General features: G+C 34.8%; 14 protein-coding genes and 1 pseudogene. 3 read left to right on the top strand and 12 right to left on the bottom strand.

Annotated features, from left to right (window positions below):
• Positions 1-61: 61 nt before the first annotated feature.
• From AC1DVP_RS10650 to AC1DVP_RS10665, 4 genes are all read right to left on the bottom strand, one after another.
• A complete protein-coding gene (locus AC1DVP_RS10650; RefSeq protein ID WP_477183448.1) occupies positions 62-493 on the bottom strand; it encodes a 3-hydroxyacyl-ACP dehydratase FabZ family protein in 432 nt (143 codons plus the stop codon).
• 19 nt (positions 494-512) lie between these two features.
• Entirely contained in the window at positions 513-1565 is a 1053-nt protein-coding gene (locus AC1DVP_RS10655) for a type III polyketide synthase (protein WP_477183449.1), read from the bottom strand.
• A gap of 200 nt (positions 1566-1765) precedes the next feature.
• Positions 1766-2464, bottom strand: a complete 699-nt coding sequence (locus tag AC1DVP_RS10660; protein WP_477183450.1) for a methyltransferase domain-containing protein — start codon at positions 2462-2464, stop codon at positions 1766-1768.
• A gap of 61 nt (positions 2465-2525) precedes the next feature.
• Positions 2526-3653, bottom strand: coding sequence for an NAD(P)/FAD-dependent oxidoreductase (locus AC1DVP_RS10665; RefSeq protein ID WP_477183451.1), 1128 nt, complete (start codon positions 3651-3653; stop codon positions 2526-2528).
• Positions 3654-3830: 177 nt separating this feature from the next.
• Here AC1DVP_RS10665 and dnaX point away from each other — a divergent pair, with 177 nt between their 5' ends.
• From dnaX to AC1DVP_RS10680, 3 genes are all read left to right on the top strand, one after another.
• Entirely contained in the window at positions 3831-4916 is a 1086-nt protein-coding gene (dnaX, locus tag AC1DVP_RS10670) for a DNA polymerase III subunit gamma/tau (protein ID WP_477183452.1), read from the top strand.
• 371 nt (positions 4917-5287) lie between these two features.
• On the top strand, positions 5288-5575 hold the full coding sequence (locus AC1DVP_RS10675) for a DNA polymerase III (RefSeq protein ID WP_477183453.1): 288 nt from the start codon (positions 5288-5290) through the stop codon (positions 5573-5575).
• A 123-nt stretch (positions 5576-5698) separates the two neighbouring features.
• The gene (locus tag AC1DVP_RS10680) at positions 5699-6256 is read left to right on the top strand and encodes an acetate uptake transporter (protein ID WP_477183454.1); all 558 of its coding nucleotides are present in this window, start codon (positions 5699-5701) and stop codon (positions 6254-6256) included.
• Between the two features lie 139 nt (positions 6257-6395).
• Here the strand turns inward: AC1DVP_RS10680 and AC1DVP_RS10685 are convergent, their stop codons facing one another.
• The 8 genes and pseudogenes from AC1DVP_RS10685 to AC1DVP_RS10720 all read right to left on the bottom strand — a co-directional run.
• Positions 6396-7448, bottom strand: a complete 1053-nt coding sequence (locus AC1DVP_RS10685; RefSeq protein WP_477183455.1) for an o-succinylbenzoate synthase — start codon at positions 7446-7448, stop codon at positions 6396-6398.
• 55 nt (positions 7449-7503) lie between these two features.
• On the bottom strand, positions 7504-8709 hold the full coding sequence (locus AC1DVP_RS10690; RefSeq protein ID WP_477183456.1) for a tetratricopeptide repeat protein: 1206 nt from the start codon (positions 8707-8709) through the stop codon (positions 7504-7506).
• A gap of 285 nt (positions 8710-8994) precedes the next feature.
• Complete coding sequence (locus tag AC1DVP_RS10695) at positions 8995-9672, bottom strand: metal-dependent hydrolase (RefSeq protein WP_477183457.1); 678 nt, start codon at positions 9670-9672, stop codon at positions 8995-8997.
• Between the two features lie 74 nt (positions 9673-9746).
• Positions 9747-10709, bottom strand: a complete 963-nt coding sequence (menA, locus tag AC1DVP_RS10700) for a 1,4-dihydroxy-2-naphthoate octaprenyltransferase (RefSeq protein WP_477183458.1) — start codon at positions 10707-10709, stop codon at positions 9747-9749.
• Between the two features lie 126 nt (positions 10710-10835).
• Positions 10836-12356, bottom strand: a complete 1521-nt coding sequence (locus AC1DVP_RS10705) for a PH domain-containing protein (RefSeq protein ID WP_477183459.1) — start codon at positions 12354-12356, stop codon at positions 10836-10838.
• Entirely contained in the window at positions 12356-12871 is a 516-nt protein-coding gene (locus tag AC1DVP_RS10710) for a PH domain-containing protein (RefSeq protein WP_477183460.1), read from the bottom strand. The genes AC1DVP_RS10705 and AC1DVP_RS10710 overlap by 1 nt, the downstream gene beginning before the upstream one ends.
• A 91-nt stretch (positions 12872-12962) precedes the next feature.
• Positions 12963-13793, bottom strand: coding sequence for a 1,4-dihydroxy-2-naphthoyl-CoA synthase (locus AC1DVP_RS10715; protein ID WP_477183461.1), 831 nt, complete (start codon positions 13791-13793; stop codon positions 12963-12965).
• A gap of 278 nt (positions 13794-14071) precedes the next feature.
• Positions 14072-14333, bottom strand: a pseudogene (locus tag AC1DVP_RS10720) (secretion protein); the annotation flags it as partial.

Genomic DNA, 14333 nt, shown 5'->3' on the forward strand with positions numbered 1-14333 from the left:
TTCAAAGTTTAAATAATAATCAGCTTAATGGCTACATCTTTATTTTTTAGATTTTTAATTTTCAAAAAGTCATCATACCAGCAATTACACCGCTGCAAACCGTATCTCCTTTTTCATTTTGCATACTGACCTTGCATTTTAACTTTCCAAATCTAAAATAGATTTTTTCCGAAATCACCGTTACTTTTTCAGTCGGAAAAACAGGTTTTAAAAAATCAATACTAACTGATGTTAACGCAATTAATGATATTTTATTAACTTTTTCATTTAACAAATAAACACCGAGACAAACCACTCCAATCTGAGCCATAACCTCCGTAAGAATTACTCCGGGCGTAACTGGTTTTTCTTTAAAATGCCCTTTGTAAAAATCCAGATTCTCATCAAAAGTAAACTCCCCTTCCACTCCGTCTTCATCTATCCTGATGATTTTATCCACAAACAGGAACGGTTTAGAATAAGGTAATTTTGAAATTATATCTATTTTTTCCATTATTCTGACAAAAATTATTTTAAAACTGCAGCAAAACCCTTTGAGCCGAAAATCCAGGCCCAAAACTCAACATTAAGCCCTTAGATCCTTTTTTAGGCTTTTTATCCATAAACCGCTCCAAAACATACAATACGGTCGCGCTCGACATATTGCCGTAAAGCTTTAAAACTTCTTTGGTATCATCAATATTTTTTCCATAGACCGTAAAAAGTTCTTCAACAATCTGCACAATTTTTTTCCCGCCGGGATGAAAAATCAAATGATCAATTGCAGCTATCTTCAAATTATTCTTTTCCAGAAAAGGATGAATGATATCCCCAAAATGAGAACTTATCGTCTCAGGAACCTCAATATCCAGAATCATCTGCAGTCCCAAATTAGTGAGCTTAAATCCCATCATCTGAATTTTATCATAAAAATGATACATTTCTTCAGCCAAAATCTCCGGTCCATCCTCCTCTTCTACCGACGAAAGCAAAACACAAGACGCTCCATCGCCAAAAATAGCCGCACTCACTATATTTGCCATTGAAAAATCATCCAATTGAAAAGTAGCCGTCGGGCTTTCTACTGCAATAACCGCCGCTTTTTTACCTGGATTAGCCTGAAGAAAATTCTTCGCGTATATAATGCCCGAAATCCCTGCCGCACAACCCATTTCAGTAACCGGCAGCCGCACAATATCCTGCTTCAATTTCAAACGGTTAATCAAATAAGCATCCAGAGAAGGAATCATTATCCCTGTACAGCTCACCGTGATGATATAATCCAAATCCTCAGGCAGCCATTGCGCTTTTTTCAAAGCCTTATCCAAGACTTTCTCTCCCAAATCAATCACTTCCCTTACATAAATGTCATTTTTCTCTTCAAACGAAGTGTTTTCAAAAACCGAAATCGGATCCATTATCGAATACCTTTTATCAACTCCGGCTCCTTCAAAAATCTTCTTAACTTTCCGAATAAAACGCTCTTCCTGACCTTCTAACCAAATATCCAAAAAAGGAAGAATCTCCTCCGTAGTTCTTGAAAACTTCGGCAATTGCTTGGTAACACATTTTATTTTTACGCTCATTTATTTTCTTTAGTAAATCAATTTTAAATCTTTCCAATTATTACTGTCAGGAGCAGAAACATTTGGCTCATTTATTAATATCGTCCCGCTTTTCGTTACAATCTCTCTCGTTGGAAAAACGAGAGAGGATTTCCACTTCAATCGGGGCTAAGGGCTGGCATTTTGTCTTTTTGCCATTATCCAAAAGAACAAAATAATTCTTATTTCTCAACAATCCACTGATACCGAAACGCCCACTTCCATTGAATACTGTATTTTTCAAATCCTAAATTTTCAGAAAAAGCAATCAATTCATGCTTTTTAAACCCTCTCAAAATAGAAGTCAAACCATCTTCTCGCGACATCTCATTCGGCCGAAACACAAAACAAAGCACTTGAAACAATCGATAGGCTACAGGACTTCTCTGTAAATCATTGACAACAAAACCAAGTTTCGAATTTTTATTAAACAGTATTAGCAATTTAATAATATCTTCATTTTTAAAATGATGTAATGTCAACGTACACAATACCATATCGTATTTTAATTCACTGAAAGATTCATCAAAAATATCTTCACATCTATAAATAATATTTGAATATCCTTTAGACAAATCAACAGCATAATTTACCGTAAATTTATTAGCATCAACCCCAATCAATTGCAGATTTAAATCATTCTGAAAACCAAAATCAGCTAATTTCCGCAACATATCACCATTACCACAACCTACATCAACAATAGTAATCGGCCTTGAATTGTGAACTTTTTTAAGCAATTTAGCTACGCCTTTCAAAGTCAGCTTATTCCCTCCCAAAAACTGATTTATTTGAGCAATTTTATCCAAAGCCTGCCTCAAAACATCTCCTTCCAACTGAAAATCATCCATTATTTCCGGATCATCAGTTCTGTGTTTCATTTTTATAAACATCCTGCTTTTATTTCTCAGCGTTATAATCTAAAATCAAATTTATTACTCCTTAAACATCTATTAACTGACCATGAGTCTGCTTTATTATGACTGGCAATAACTTTGGGAATTTAATCATTATTTTCATCAAAAAAGCACTAACCTTTTGTTTTTGTAATATAAATGCTAAAAAACGCCCCATTCTTAATCTCTTTTTAAAATTTGCTTTCCATTCACTAACAAACTTTTTTTCCAGCTCTTCTCTTGTTTTTATCTTGTTTCCATAAAAATCTGCAATCAGTTCTGAAACAATTTTGGCACTATGAATCGCCATAGCCATGCCGTTTCCGCACAAAGGATGAATTAAGCCAGCAGCATCCCCAATCATCAGAATATGATTCTCTAGGAGTGTTTTTCTATAAAATGACACTTGACTAATCGTTAACGGAGCTTCAAAAAGCATTTTACCGGAATCAAAAATCAATTTCAAATGCGGATTCTTACTTACAATCTCATTTTGATAATCATCCGTATTTTTATATTTTTTAAAAGAGTCATAACTGGCCAAATAACACACATTTATCGCATTGTTTTCTACTTTTGAAACCCCGCAGTATCCTCCTCCAAAATTATGCAATCCCACTGTGTCATTTGGGAATTCACCAGAATAATGAGCTTTCACAGCCAGCCAATGTGATTTTTTTTGAATATATTTTCTTTTTAGTTTTTGATCAATATTGGATCGTTTTCCAAAAGCCCCAATGACAATTTCTGAAGTAAAAACCCCATTTTTTAAAGTCGAAATTGTATGAATATCATCTTCATAAACAATATGATCAACGCTATCCCGGATAATTTTGCAGCCATTTTGAATTGCTTTTTTATAAAGAAAAGCATCCAAAGCATAACGGCTGACGCCAAATCCGCCAAGCGGCAAATCGCAATGGATCATTCTGCCATCAGCAGTTGAGAAATCCAGTTTTGAAATTTGAACAGGATTTAATTCAGATATATTTAGTGAGAGCCAATTTAAATAAGGTACAATTTCATTCGAAATATACTCTCCGCAGACTTTATGCTTTGGATATTCGTTTTTTTCAAATAAAACAACTTTTAATCCAATTTTAGACAAATGTACTGCAGCCGTGAGTCCAGCCAGCCCTCCTCCAACAATTGCAATTCTTTTGGAAACATTCATATAAAAACCGATTTATAAAGCCTGAAAATAAAAGCTGTGTGAAAATACATAAATAATATCACAAAAAAAACGAATTACCTTATCTTTTATTAGAAATCAATAACTGAAAAAATTAAAATTTCGGAACTTGTTTTTTGATTTTTCAAGTCCTATATTTGCTTTCGAATAAAAAATCCTATGGAACAATTTGTAGTATCGGCACGTAAATACCGTCCTCAAACATTTAAAGATGTAGTGGGACAAAAAGCGATTACCAATACGCTGCTCAACGCCATAGAGAACAATCACTTAGCTTCTGCCCTTTTATTCACTGGACCTCGCGGTGTAGGGAAAACTACCTGCGCCCGTATTTTGGCTCGAAAAATAAATCAGCCAGGCTATGATGATCCCAATGAAGATTTTGCTTTCAATGTGTTCGAACTCGATGCCGCATCCAATAATTCTGTTGATGATATCCGTAATTTAATCGATCAGGTTCGCATCCCGCCACAAACAGGGCAATACAAAGTATATATCATTGACGAGGTTCACATGTTATCTTCCGCAGCTTTTAATGCTTTTTTGAAAACATTGGAAGAACCGCCAAAACATGCCATTTTCATATTGGCTACAACCGAAAAACACAAAATTATACCAACGATCTTATCGCGTTGTCAGATATTTGATTTCAAAAGAATTACCGTAAAAGATGCCAAAGAACATCTTGCAGACGTGGCTACTAGCCAAGGTGTTGCTTACGAAGACGATGCGCTTCATATTATTGCCCAGAAAGCAGATGGTGCCATGCGTGATGCTTTGTCAATTTTTGACAGGGTGGTTTCTTTTTGCGGAAATAATCTAACCCGTCAAGCTGTTACCGAAAATTTAAACGTTTTAGATTACGAAACCTATATAAATGTTACTGATTTAATTCTGGAAAATAAAATCCCAGACTTATTGATTGCATTTAATGATATTCTGTCGAAAGGCTTTGACAGCCATCATTTTGTTTCTGGATTAGCCAGTCACTTTAGAGATTTATTGGTCAGCAAAACACCTTCTACCCTTGTTTTATTAGAAGTTGGCGAGCAAGCTCAAAAATTGTACGGAATTCAGTCTCAAAAATGCGATCAGGACTTTCTGCTGAAAGGAATTGATATTGCTAATGATTGCGATTTAAAATACAAAGCCAGCCAAAATCAGCGATTGCTTATCGAACTTTGTTTAATGCAGCTTGCCTCTATCACTTATGATGGAGAAAAAAAAAAGTTGAGCAATTTATAATTCCTCCTACTTATTTTAGAAAAACTGCAGATTATTCAATCACAGAAATTTCAAAAGTTAAAAACCAAATTCCAATTACTGCAGAAACAGTAAAAACAGCTTCAAATACTGAAGTTACTAAAACTGTTGCTTCAATAGAGGAAAAACCTCAAATTCCAAATCCTGCAGTTTCAACTCCTCCAAGCAATGAAGCTAAATTTTCAGCTTTATCGCTTTCCAGCATTCGAGCAAAAAAAGCTTTAGAAGAAAATTTAAAGGGATTTGTAAAAGAAGATACAACTATACTTCCTACTGAATCATTTACTGAAACAGAAATGCTTTTGCAGTGGACAAAATATGCAGAACGACTTGGCAGCAAGGGGTACAAAATAATGGAATCCTTATTATTAATTAATGATCCGAAACTAAACGGCGCCAAAATTACTTTTGAATTACCCAACGAAGGCTCTAAGCTAGATTTTGAAAAAGAAATGATTGGACTTTTAGGACACTTGCGAGGACATTTGCACAATCACGATATAACAATCGAAGTAAATGTAAACGAAAGCATAGAGATCAAAAGAAGCTTCACCGATCAGGACCGTTACAACAGGCTTTTAGAAATAAATCCAAACATTGAATTATTGAGAACCACTTTTGGCTTGGATTTAGATGCTTAAAAAAATATATGTATTTTTCACACAAATGAAAATTTAATACCATAAAATGCTATTTTTGTAGCAACTGGTAACGAACTATAACGTTATATTAGACTTTTCTAACTATTAAAAAAACTAAAAAAAATGGAAAACAAATTAGCTAATCCTGCGCCTTTAGGCCTACTGGGTTTTGGAATGACCACAATTTTACTAAACATTCACAATTTGGGATTTTTCCCAGTGAGTGCCGTAATTATCTCAATGGGGATTTTTTATGGTGGTCTTGCCCAAATAATCGCAGGAATACTATCTTTCAAAAATGGAAAAACATTTGCAGGAACTGCTTTTACTTCTTATGGCTTCTTTTGGCTTACTTTGGTTGGCGTTTGGCTTTTTCCAAATACTGGATTTGAAATGGCAGGAACAACTCCAGCACCCTTTTTCGGCTGTTATTTAACTCTTTGGGGAATATTTACCGCTTTTATGTGGTGGGGAACTTGGGGAGGCAGTAAAGTACAGCAATTTGTGTTTTTATCCTTGACTGTTTTGTTTTTTGTATTGGCTATAGAAAAATTTACTGGTATTGAATCTTTAGCCCCAGTTGCAGGAGCGATTGGTGTAATTTGCGGAAGCAGTGCTTTTTATTTAGCAGTAGCCGAACTTTTAGAAGAACAAAAAAACAAAAGAGTATTGCCTTATTAGACAATTCCTAAGTTTATATCATACAAAAAGGCTCAAAACAAATACAGTTTTGAGCCTTTTTTACTTTATATGATTTTCTTAGTCAATAAAAATGCTTTTTAATTTGGGCGAGCCAAAAAACCTGTATTTAATTATATCCTCAGTATTTAATTAAAGCATCAATATCCAAGTCCCAACTCTGCTCGCTGCTGTACCATAATTGCCCTTGTGAAACCTGTAAAGGACAATCAAAATTATTAGTATACAATGCTCCGGTTCCCAATCCTTGCGGCATCGGATTATTAAGTGTAAATGTCCATTGAGCGATAGCATTCAATCCAATATTACTTTCCAAAGCAGAAGTAATCCACCACCCGATATTGCGTTTTTCGGCCAACGAAATCCACTCTTGAGTACCACGAAATCCGCCCACAAAACTAGGCTTCAAAATGATGTATTGCGGTTTGATTTTGAGTAATAAATTTTCTTTTTCAGCAACTGTAAACACTCCAATCAGCTCTTCGTCCAAAGCAATGGGAAAAGGAGTGGTTTTACACAGCTCTGCCATACTGTCAGTGCTGTTTTTTTTAATCGGCTGCTCTATACTATGCAATTTAAATTCAGACAGTTGACGCAATTTATATAAAGCTTCATTCGAATCAAAAGCCCCGTTAGCATCGACTCTTATTTCGACTTGTTCAGGAGTAAAATATTGTCGAATAAACCGCAATAACTGTAGTTCTTTATCAAAATCAATAGCTCCAATTTTGAGTTTTATGCATCGAAATCCATCTGCTAATTTCTCTTCGATCTGCTGTTTCATAAAAGCCTCTTCACCCATCCAAACCAACCCATTTATCGCGATCGATTTTGTACCATTTGTAAAGCTTGACGGAAAGAGCAAAAAAGGATTTTCGCTTGCCAATGACAGTAACGCCATTTCTACCCCAAACTGGATTGAAGGAAATTCCAATAACGCTTCCCAAAGCTGATCTTTCCCGAGATGAATATTAGCGCAAGTCCATTGTAGTTTTTCTTCATAATCGGGACGGTCGTCAATACTCAATCTTCTCAAAATACCACACTCGCCTATTCCTTTTTTTCCATCTTTTTTTAGAATAATAAACCAGGTTTCTTTCTCTGTCATCACGCCTCGGGAAGTTCCCGATGGACGTTTGAAATTGAGAATGAATTTGTGATAGGATGCGAACATGATTTAGATTTATTGATTATTGGACTTTTGAATTATGAGGCTTCAAGACTTTTCACTATTCTTTCATCAATTTCAACACTCTTTCAAAATCCTCATTCTGAATACCCGCTTTTTGGAAAGCTTTGAAATCCTGTTCTGTTTTTTGAATCCAGCTCAAACTGTCAATGACATTTTGGTTTTGATATTTCTTGTAGATTTTTTTGGCTTCTTTGTAATTATCGTTCAGCAAATATGCGTGGGCTAGATTTAATTGAACTAAAAGCTCCGTATTATCCAATTTTTCACCATCTTGAAGATACTTTAATGCTTTTCCGTATTGCTTGGTCAAAAGATAACAGCTCCCGATCGCGTTATAATCTAGAATTGCAGCTTTGCCACTATTGATTATTACGGCTAATTTCTCAATTGCAGGGCCATATTTGCCGTTTTTCATTAAAAGCGAAGCTTCTTTACGCAAATCGGCAGAAATGGCTGGAGATGCGTTTGTTTCGCTTAAGCAAATATCGCCGGCATCTTTAAAAACTTTGGAACGTTCCATTAGCAACAGCTTTTGAAATTCCTGAAATTTATATTTAGTTTGAATTCTATCCAATACGCAAACGCAAAAATTATCTGAATTACTCATTTTTTGAGCTAAATTGGAAGTTTTGCATTGGTCAATAATCAATTTTCTGTTGTCCAGACTCCATCCTCGGCTTAATTTTTTATCCACCCAAGGCACGACTTCCAAAACGATTTTTTGCTTCATAATCCAGTTTTTGCTTTCAAAACCAAACCATAAAGTATTTGAATTTTCGTTTAAACAGCTTGATTTGTCAACAGAAAGACGTTTAGCATCTTTACTGACCGGTTCTTCTTGAACCAAACACGATTCGAGTGTTTTTCCCGAATCTTTATATTCTGTTGCCAATTTATCGGTTGAAAAAATGGCGTAAGTACATTTATCATCTCCCGATATTTTTGATAAAACAAAAACAGCTCCTGCAGATCCCTGACTGATTCCGGTAGGATCGGGAATTGATTTCAAAACCGAAACCAAACTGCTCGCCAATTGCTGATTTTCGTCCAAAAGAGTGATTCTATAAACTATTTCGGTAGTTCCTAGCGGTAAATCCTCGGTTTTGATGATGATTCGGTCTCTTGCGGATACATTGATTTCCTTAGTGGTTGATCTGTCTTTATCCCAATAACCGTCTTGTTGGGAGAAAGTTCTAATAGTGAATTGAAGCGCAATAAATAATAGAAAATATTTTTTTTTCATTATGAAAATGATAAAAGATTTTTGAATGATGAATAAGGATTTTTGATTTAAGATATTAGCAACGTTGAGTACACTCTGAGCTTTAAAATTTTATTAAAAAGGTAAAATAAATTGTGAGTTCATTTCAAATCTTAAATTAAAAATCGTTAATCTACAATACTAAATCAATTAAAAAATAAACGATCTTGAAATCCAGAATGCCCTAGCCCTGATAGAAGTGGAAATCCTTGCTGGCCGGGGTTCGGCCAGCAAGATTGAAACGGATAGCAGGAAAAAGCTCCTAAATTATAATTCGATGAAACTTCCAATTTTGAGCAGCATCAGGTCTTTTCCTTTGTCGAAGAATTTTTTGATAGCTTCTTCGTGGTTGATTTCTATATATCCAAATGTATCGTAATGAATGCCGAGAATTTTATCGCAGTCCACAAAATCAGAAGCAATTATGGCATCATCAACATCCATTGTGAAATTATCGCCGATAGGCAAAATCGCCAAATCAAGTTTAGTTCGCATTGGTATTAACTTCATATCCATTGTTAAAGCCGTATCGCCCGAAATATAAATGTTTTTGTGCTCGCCTTCGATTACAAAACCGCCTGGATTCCCTCCATTACTGCCATCAGGAAAAGAACTCGAGTGAATGGCATTTACATATTTTAGTTTGCCAAAATCGAAATTCCAGCTTCCGCCGTGATTCATAGGATGTGATTGAAACCCTTTTTTGCCGTAATAACCTGCTATTTCAGCATTGGAAACAATAACTGCATTGGTACGTTTGGCAATGGCTTCGACATCAAGAATATGATCGCCGTGAGCGTGTGTCAGCAGAATAAAATCGGCTTTCAGTGTATCGATGTCAATATGTGAAGCCTTTGGATTGGCTGAAATATAAGGATCGACGATTATGTGTTTGCCGCTCACTTCGATTCCCAAAGAGGCGTGACCGTAGAATGTTATTTTCATTTTATTCTAAATTTAAATTGAAAAAAAGCTAAAAATAGTACTGCAACTTATTGATTTTTGATATTGCTTTTGAATTATCTTCCGCCCAAGAAAACATTCACGATGATGTCCGAAATTAAAGAAATCATACAAATTGACAGTAATATGGAAAGTAAAAAGGTACTCAATGCTACTTTCTTTAATTCTGGATCAAGTAATTTTGGATCTTGATTTTTAGAAACTGTAATCAAATGCTTCGTTAGCGGAATATATGCTAATAAAAATAGGTATTGATCGAACTGAAAACCGCTCAATACTGCAAAAGCTACAACTAAAACCATAGCTGTTATAATTAGAAAATAATGATATTTTTTGGCTGCTTTGGCACCTATTTTTACCACAACAGTATTCTTTCCTGATTTAGCATCCGATGCTTGATCACGCATATTATTCAGATTCAGAACACCTACACTCAATAATCCAATTGCAATTGCCGGCAAAATAAGTACTAAATCCAATTGTTTTGAATACAGAAAATTAACTCCCAACGTACTCACCAACCCGAAGAACACGAAAACAAAAACATCACCATATCCGCGGTATCCATAAGCAGAACTCCCGACAGTATAACGAATCGCAGAAGCTATAGCCAAAATTCCTAACACTAAATAAAATAAAGAATAAATAAGATTACTCTCCCCGAAAGCAACGTAAATTAAAAATATTGCTGAAGCCAAAGTCAGTATTGAGGTAATTACCAAAGCCTTTTTCATTGCTTGTGGTGTTATCACTCCGCTTTGAATAGCGCGTTTTGGCCCTACCCTGTCTTCATTATCGGTTCCTTTGATTCCATCCCCATAATCATTGGCAAAATTTGAAAGTACCTGCAATCCTAAAGTTGTTAAAAGTGCAAAAGCAAATATCTCCCAATTAAAAACTTCTGTTGGAGTCAGTACCTCATTGGTAGGGTTCGCCAGTGCATACATACTGCCTACTATAATTCCGGAAACAGATAATGGTAATGTTCTTAATCTTGCAGCTTCAATCCAGTGTTTCATTTTTCTTGTTTAATTGTTTAAGGATTTAAAAATGTTTAGGAGTTTAAAATTATTCAAACAATTTATCCTATTCCATCTAAATTCTCTAATCTTTATTTTCTAACTTCTAATCTTTAACTTATTTTTCTACATCCAATTGCTATCTGAGGTTTCCATTTCGAACAGCCAAAGATTTACGTATTGTTTTATAGCTGTAAAATTACCTAATTGAAAACTAATATTGCCTCCAGCGGTATGCAAAGTTAAGGAACCAATATTGATATTTTTGTGCCAAAATAACTGCGAAACAGTAATCGCCTGAATTTTACTGGGGATAATAATTTTATTGGTAACATCCCAAGCCCCACTTTGTAAAATTATAAAATCATCATTAATATAAAGACGGTTATTTTTAAAAATAAAAAACTGAATTGTCCCTATAAAAATTACAAACAACAGCACAAAATAATCAATCAAAGGCAATTGCTCTATTATTAAATCTCTCAAGAAATAAAACCCTAATAAAGGAAGTCCAATCGTAAGAAAAATTGAAAAACCGAGTTTTCGGAAATTAGGTTTTAGCATTACTCCTTTTTCAGGTATTTTTTGAAAAAGCAGTTTCAAAATCACCTCTTTTTCTGTTTGATTACAGCCCGGAATTTCGATAAGCTGTTTTTTTTCTTCCTCATCTCCGCCAGTTGCCTGTTTTATTTTAAGATTTAAAACATTCATTTTCTTTTGAAAAAAGTTCTGGGCAATGGTTACAATTTGAACTTTTTCAGGCTTTATAATGGTACTTTTAGTATTTAACAGACCGTAAGAAAGCAATAATGAGCCTTTTTGCCTAGCAATTTTATAATCGAAATAAGTAAATACCGTCCGAATCAGATTAATGATTATTACTGTCAAAAAGAAGACAATAAATAAAATCAAAAATGCTGTTGCGACTTGACTTTTATCGACATAATTTTCGATGTTTTCATCATGTAAAACGTCCTTTCCTGTAATTTGTTTGATATGATCAAAAAGCGAGATAAAAAAAGCCAATAGCACGAAAAAGCTTTTTATATAATTTGATGTAATTCCAATTTTTAATAAACTCAAAAAACTTATTTTTATAAAAGGAACGTCTGCAACAGTATCTTTTTCAGTTGAAATTTCTTCCGAACTAATAGTTTGATCCTCAATATTTACAGATTTTTTATTTTCATTTTCCAATAAACGCGATTTCAAGTCCAATGCCAATTCATGTGAGATAGCTCTAATATTTCCTTCTTTTTTATTGGAACCTGCAGTATCAACAGCCAACTCATAAACGCCAACTAATCTTTGAATTAAAGATTGATTGATATTTACCTGCTGAATTTTATAAAGCTGTATGGTTGTTCTGGTTTTGTTAAAAATGCCTTCTGTGATAATAAACTCGTTATTTTTTTGGTCAATATAAAACGTGAAGTTCAAATATTTTAAATATGAAATAATACCAACAACAGCAAAAACAGCCATTATTCCTGCCACCAAATAAATTTTATTGATTTCATTGAATCTAAAAATCCAAATCACTAAAATTGGCCAAAACGCTTTGGCATATTGTTGAAGAGAATAAAAAAACAGTACCAAAATCCCTATAATGGATTGTCGCTGAGGCTGATTAAAATCGGTTCCCATTACAACTGCTTTTGAATTTTGCCCATCAAAAGCTGTTTGATGTTTTCGGCGTGATCTTTGGCAATTCCAGGAATCTCTATATCGCTCGAACGCCCCCCCGCTGTAAAAATTTCGATTTTGGCCAACCCAAAAAACCTTGATATCAATCCTTCATGTAAAGCAACATGCTGTACTCTATTATAAGGAATTACAATTGTATTTGTAGCTATTATACCGTATCTGAACAACACGTCATGATTTCGGAATGCAAATCCTTTTTTCTTGAAACTTATCCTCGAAAAGAAAAGCACAAACAATATCAAAAATACATATACAATACCAATTTCTGAAACAAACGAAATAAGCTCATCATTAAAATACAATAAAAGTCCAGTTCCCAACCCAATAATCAAAAAGAATACTGCAAGGCTCAGTAAAGTTACTTTCCAATAACTGGGGTGCAGTACAGAGAATTCTACTTCTTCAAATTTTGGCAGTTGAGTGGTGTCGATTGTTTCGTTTGTAAAATTTTCCATTTGTATTTTTTACACGTTAAAGATTTCAAAACAATAAAACCTTGAAACCCTAAACTTTTAATTCTTTAAACTCATAAACTTTTAAACCATTTTACGGCAACCATTTTTTTTCAAAATTTGGCTTGCGTTTTTCCAGGAATGCGTTTCGGCCTTCTTTGGCTTCTTCAGTCATATAAGCTAGCCTTGTTGCTTCTCCGGCAAACACCTGCTGCCCAACCATACCGTCATCGGTAAGATTCATTGCAAATTTAAGCATTTTAATCGCCATAGGAGATTTACCTAAAACTTCTTGAGCCCACTGATAGGCAGTATCTTCCAATTCAGCATGTGGAATTACAGCATTAACCATACCCATCTCAAAAGCTTCCTGAGCGGAATAATTGCGTCCCAAAAAGAAAATTTCGCGTGCTTTTTTCTGTCCAACCATTTTAGCAAGATATGCAGAACCATAACCACCATCAAAACTAGTAACATCAGCATCAGTTTGTTTAAAAATAGCATGCTCTTTACTCGCCAAAGTCATATCGCACACTACATGCAAACTATGTCCCCCACCAACTGCCCAACCTGGAACTACGGCAATAACAACCTTTGGCATAAAACGAATCAAACGCTGCACTTCAAGAATATTCAAACGATGCTGTCCATCATCACCAACATAACCTTGATGACCTCGGGCATTTTGGTCACCACCACTACAAAAAGAATACACTCCATCCTTTGAAGAAGGCCCTTCTGCCGATAGTAAAATAACTCCTATCGAAGTATCTTCTTGAGCGTCATAAAAAGCCTGATATAATTCAGAAGTGGTTTTAGGTCTGAAAGCGTTGCGCACATCGGGTCTGTTAAAAGCTATTCTGGCAACACCATTGCATTTTTTATACGTTATATCTTCAAATTCTTTGGCGATAATCCAATCCATTATATTTACTTTTAAATTATTTTAGTGTAAAAATAAGGCATTTTTTTTCATTTTTAAAGTAAAAATATTTACAAGCTATTTACTTTATCCTAAATTATTAGAATTTCAACTAATCAATACATATAAAAAAAGACTTCAGCCCATAATATATTGGCCGGGCTATACGAACTACTTCGGTAGCTTGCTCCTATCCCTCTCAGTTTAAAATTTAAACAAAAAAACAGCCCCCAAATCAGAGCTGTTTTCTCAAAATCCTAACTTAACCAAAACGCAACAAATCAATTCACCGTTGCGATATTTTCATTTTTCATTTTCAAGCCGCCTTTGTACACTTCGCCAACAGCTTTTCTGGACAATGTCGACCCCTGATTTGTAACCACTATCTCGTGGGTCACTTTCTTCAGATTAGTCTCCACTTCCAAGAAGTAAACCCCCTCCGGAAATTCCTCAAGGCTGTAGGCTCTCGCAATTCCTTCCTTTCCTGTTACGGTTTCATTATAAATCACATGGTGTGACTCATCATAGATCGTCACATTGGCT

This window comes from Flavobacterium sp. P3_A6 (assembly GCF_056403035.1).